The 4,098-nt window shown below is 70.5% G+C and carries 5 protein-coding genes and 1 tRNA gene; 4 read left to right on the top strand and 2 right to left on the bottom strand.

Features of this window, described 5'->3' with window-relative positions; genetic code table 11:
* The 3 genes from BH719_RS03175 to BH719_RS03165 form a co-directional block, all read left to right on the top strand.
* Positions 1 to 744 (top strand): CPBP family intramembrane glutamic endopeptidase (locus tag BH719_RS03175; RefSeq protein WP_009743302.1); only part of this gene is annotated, 744 nt, incomplete at its 5' end.
* Between the two features lie 103 nt (positions 745 to 847).
* Positions 848 to 1,225 (top strand): hypothetical protein, encoded by a 378-nt coding sequence (locus tag BH719_RS03170; RefSeq protein ID WP_050790614.1) that lies wholly within the window; start codon positions 848 to 850, stop codon positions 1,223 to 1,225.
* Positions 1,225 to 1,440 (top strand): helix-turn-helix transcriptional regulator, encoded by a 216-nt coding sequence (locus BH719_RS03165; RefSeq protein ID WP_009743300.1) that lies wholly within the window; start codon positions 1,225 to 1,227, stop codon positions 1,438 to 1,440. Before BH719_RS03170 ends, BH719_RS03165 begins: the two co-directional genes overlap by 1 nt.
* 3 nt (positions 1,441 to 1,443) lie before the next feature.
* On the opposite strand, the gene BH719_RS03160 is transcribed toward BH719_RS03165, so the two are convergent.
* Positions 1,444 to 1,516 (bottom strand) — tRNA-Arg (locus BH719_RS03160).
* Between the two features lie 98 nt (positions 1,517 to 1,614).
* On the opposite strand from BH719_RS03160, the gene BH719_RS03155 reads away from it, so the two are divergent.
* The gene (locus BH719_RS03155) at positions 1,615 to 2,070 is read left to right on the top strand and encodes a ribose-5-phosphate isomerase (protein WP_009743299.1); all 456 of its coding nucleotides are present in this window, start codon (positions 1,615 to 1,617) and stop codon (positions 2,068 to 2,070) included.
* Between the two features lie 669 nt (positions 2,071 to 2,739).
* Here the strand turns inward: BH719_RS03155 and BH719_RS03150 are convergent.
* Positions 2,740 to 3,996, bottom strand: a complete 1,257-nt coding sequence (locus BH719_RS03150; RefSeq protein ID WP_009743297.1) for an Nramp family divalent metal transporter — start codon at positions 3,994 to 3,996, stop codon at positions 2,740 to 2,742.
* Between the last annotated feature and the right edge of the window lie 102 nt (positions 3,997 to 4,098).

Here is a 4,098-nt window from a genome sequence, read left to right as displayed (position 1 = left end):
GTCGCTGGCGCCACGGCCGGCGCGCAGTGGGCCTCCCCGGCCCCTGCCGTTCCCACCACCGCCCCGGCTCCCACGGTCCCGCTGGGCAGGCTCGCGCTCGCGGCCCTCGCGCGCGGCGGAGCGATCCTGCTCGCAGGCGCCGCCCTGGCCGCCAGCGGCTCCCTCATCTGGATCAGCCCCGCGACCGTCCTCATCGACGTCCTCACCCTGGCCATGCTCGCCCTCCTCATGCGCAGGGAGGGCCGGTCGCTGGCCGACCTGTACCGCCCGTTCCTGCTCAGGGACATCGGGTGGGGGCTCCTCGCCTTCATCGGCACGGTGGTCGTCTGGTTCGTCGCCTCCTTCATCGGGAACCTGATCGCCTACCACGGGGCGCCGCCGATGGGCGCCATGAGCGCGCGCCTGCCGATGTGGGCGGGCCTGCTGTGCTTCGCCGTCATGCCGTTGACCATCGCGCTGGCCGAGGAGGGCCTCTACCGCGGATACCTGCAGCCCCGGATCGGAGTCCGCTTCGGCGCCGGGATGGCGCTGGTGGTCCCGGCCCTCGCCTTCTCCCTGCAGCACCTCGGGTTCGCGCTCTCATCGCCCGAGGCGGCCGTCGCCAAGCTGGTCACGACCCTCATCGCGGGACTCTTCTTCGGGGCCCTCATGATGGCCTGGAAGCGCACGATGCCCACGGTCATCGCCCACTGGATGCTCGACCTGCTCTTCCTGGGCCTGCCGATCCTCATGATGGCACTGTGACCGTCATCGACCGCGAGGGACTGGGAGCCGAAGGCGCCCGGTCCTCCGCGCCGCGTCCGCAACCGCAATCCGCGTATACGAAGAAATGAGGGACACTAAAGACATGGAACCCGCACAGCGCCGTTATCTGATCCGCTTCGGAGTGGGCATGGCCGTCTACGTGGCGCTGCTCGCCGCCGCGCTGGCACTCGCAGGAGTGCTGCCCGAACCCGCGAAACCCTGGTCCATCCTGCTCGTCGTCCCCGCCATCGGCATCATCGTCTGGGCGGTGTGCGCCTACTGGGCCGAGGCCGACGAGTTCCCCCGCAAACTCCTCATCGAATCCGCGGGACTGGCGTTCACGGTCTCGGCGCCGCTCCTGGCGACGGCCGGCATTCTGGACCTCGTCGGCGCGGTCCGCGTCCCGTTCATCGCCGCGTTCGTCGTCCTCATGTCAGCGTGGGGCCTGTGCATGGCCGTTCTGCAACGGAGGTACCGCTGATGAGGAACAACGTGAAGGAGCTGCGCTCGGAGCAGCGCTGGACCCAGGCGGAGTTCGGGGCTTCCCTGGGGGTCTCCCGCCAGACGGTCATCGCCATCGAGAACGGGAAGTACGACCCGTCCCTGGGGCTCGCCTTCAAGATCGCCTCCGTCTTCGGCAAGTGTATCGAGGACATCTTCTACCCGGATCCGGACGGGCAGGGCGGCGGGCGCTGAGAGTGCCCCGAACAGGATTCGAACCTGCGGCCTTTCGCTCCGGAGGCGAACGCTCTATCCACTGAGCTATCGGGGCGGCGCGCAACAGTGTACCAGCCTTCGCGGGCGGGTGCGCATGGGTGATGTGTGACATACTTGCGCGTGTCATCGTCACATCACCCGAGGAAGTGTCATATGCGAGTCCACATCGGCACCGACCACGCCGGATACGAACTGAAGGAAAAGGTCGTGGCCCACCTGCGCGGGGCGGGCCACGACGTCGTCGACCACGGGGCCCTGTCCTACGAGCCCCTGGACGACTACCCGCCCTTCTGCATCGAGGCCGCCGAGGCGGTCGTCGCCGAGCCCGGTTCCCTGGGCGTCGTCATCGGCGGTTCCGGCAACGGCGAGCAGATGGCGGCGAACCGCGTCGCCGGGGTGCGCGCGGCCCTCGTCTGGAACGACGCGACGGCCCGCCTGGCCCGCGAGCACAACGACGCGAACGTCATAGCGGTGGGCGCGCGCCAGCACACCGCCGAGGAGGCCCTGGCGCTGGTGGACGCCTTCTTGGAGACCCCGTTCTCCGGGGACGCGCGCCACCAGCGGCGCATCGACCTCATGTCCGAGTACGAGGCGTCGCACCGCGCGTGAGCGGGGGCGCGGCCCCCTCCCGCCGGAAGCGGTGGGAGGGGGCCGCGCTGCGCGGTGGATCCGCAGGATTCGCGCGGTCGCCGCCCGTTGGCCGTGGGCAGCGCCCCGGGAGTCTGCTGCTCGGGGCGCAGACGGGTGGATCGTTGGCCAAGTCCTCTGCTCCGGCGCCCGCTCCGCCCGAGTTATGCGCGCAAGGGCTGGATTCCTCTGACCAGTGCGGTTTTATATTGTCCGACGCAGTTCTTCGCGCTCTAGATGTATGAGGGTGCGACGTTGTTCGCGGGGGTAGTGCAGGCGCGGGACTTCTACTGATCCGGTGGTGGTGCGCGCTGATGGAGCCCCAGTCGCGCGGTGGTCCTGTGGTCGGCGGCCCGGTGGCGCGAGTTGCCCGGTGGCGCGAGTGGGCCGGTGGTCCGAAATCCGTCTGAGTCTCGGGCTGGGAAACGGGCTTGGGGGGCATGTGGTCCAAAATGCGTCTGAGTCTGCCCGGATTCACCCAGATCCGGCCAAAACCGTCGAACTCAGACGCATTTCGGACCAACCCCGCGCGGAGCCCTCCGAGAACGACGAAACTCAGACGCATTTCGGACCAGCCCGCACCCGAGATGCCACGAGCCGGTTCGCCCCGATGGGCGTCCCGATGCCGGGTGGGTGCGCGGGGCGCCCGGGTCAGCCCTGGCCTGTCGCCGTCAGGTAGATGAGCAGCAGGTTCAGGACGACGATCGCTGCGGCGATGAGGGCTCCGGCCGCAGCGAGCACCGGGGAGTTGGCGTGCTCGCCCATGACGCGGCGGTCGCGGGTCAGCGAGACAAGGGGGATGATCGCGAAGGGGATGCCGAAGGACAGGGCGACCTGCGACACGACCAGGGCCCACGTCGGCTCGGCGCCCGCCGCCAGGATGGCCAGGGCGGGCACCAGGGAGACGAGGCGCCTCGCCCACAGGGGCACGCGGATGTGGAGGAGGCCGTTCATGATCTCGGAGCCCGCGTAGGCGCCCACTGACGTGGAGGCGAGCCCGGAGGCCAGCAGGCCCACGGCGAAGACGGTGCCCACGGTGGGCCCCAGGGCCGAGGCGATCGCCGCGTGCGCGCCCTCGATGGTGTCGGTGCCCTGCTGGCCCTGCAGGGCCGAGGCCGCCAGGAGGAGCAGGCCCGTGTTGACCACGCCCGCCACGCCCAGCGCCCAGTAGATGTCGATCCGGGTGGCGCGCAGCAGGCGCTTGAGGTGCCCTTCGCTGTGGTGCTCGTCGGCGGTGGGGATGGTGCCGCCCTCGTGGTCGTTCACCAGCGAGGAGTGCAGGTAGACGGCGTGCGGCATGATGGTGGCCCCCAGCATCGAGGCGGCGATCAGCACGGAGTCGGCGCCCTGGAAGCGGGGGACCATGCCCCAGGCGACACTGCCCCAGTCGGGAGGGGAGGCGACCAGGCCCGCCAGGAACCCCAGGGTGATGACGACCAGGAGGGCGATGATGGCGTTCTCGAAGCTGCGCTGGCGCCCGCCGCCCTGGATGAGCAGCAGCGCCATCGACACCGCGCCGATGATGACGCCGCCCCACACCAGGGGGACGCCGAAGAGCAGGTGGAGGGCGAGCGCCCCGCCTATCACCTCGGCCAGGTCGGTGGCGGCGGCGACGATCTCGGCTTGCGCCCAGAAGGCGATGCGCCCCGCGGTGGGGAGCCTGCCGCCCAGCAGGGAGGGCAGGGACTCGCCGGTGACGAGCCCCAGTTTGGCCGACAGGTACTGGACGACCATGGCGGCCAGGTTCGAGGCGACCAGCACCCACACGAGCAGGTACCCGTAGCGGGCGCCGGCGGTGATGTTGGCCGCGACGTTGCCGGGGTCGACGTAGGCGACGGCCGCCACGAAAGCGGGTCCCAGCAGTGGGATGATCGCGTGCTTGTGGCGCGGGTCCTGGGGCGCGGCCATGGGAGTCCCCCTCACTTCGACTCATTGCGATCATACCGCGCCCCGGGCGCCGCTCCGACTGCGCCCGTGCCCGAGCGCGCCCCGGCCGCGCGCACTGCCCGG

Source organism: Pauljensenia hongkongensis (assembly GCF_001746855.1).
GTDB lineage: Bacteria > Actinomycetota > Actinomycetes > Actinomycetales > Actinomycetaceae > Pauljensenia > Pauljensenia hongkongensis.
The sequence above is the reverse complement of the archived record's forward strand: the minus strand, read 5'-3'. Positions and strand labels throughout refer to the sequence as shown.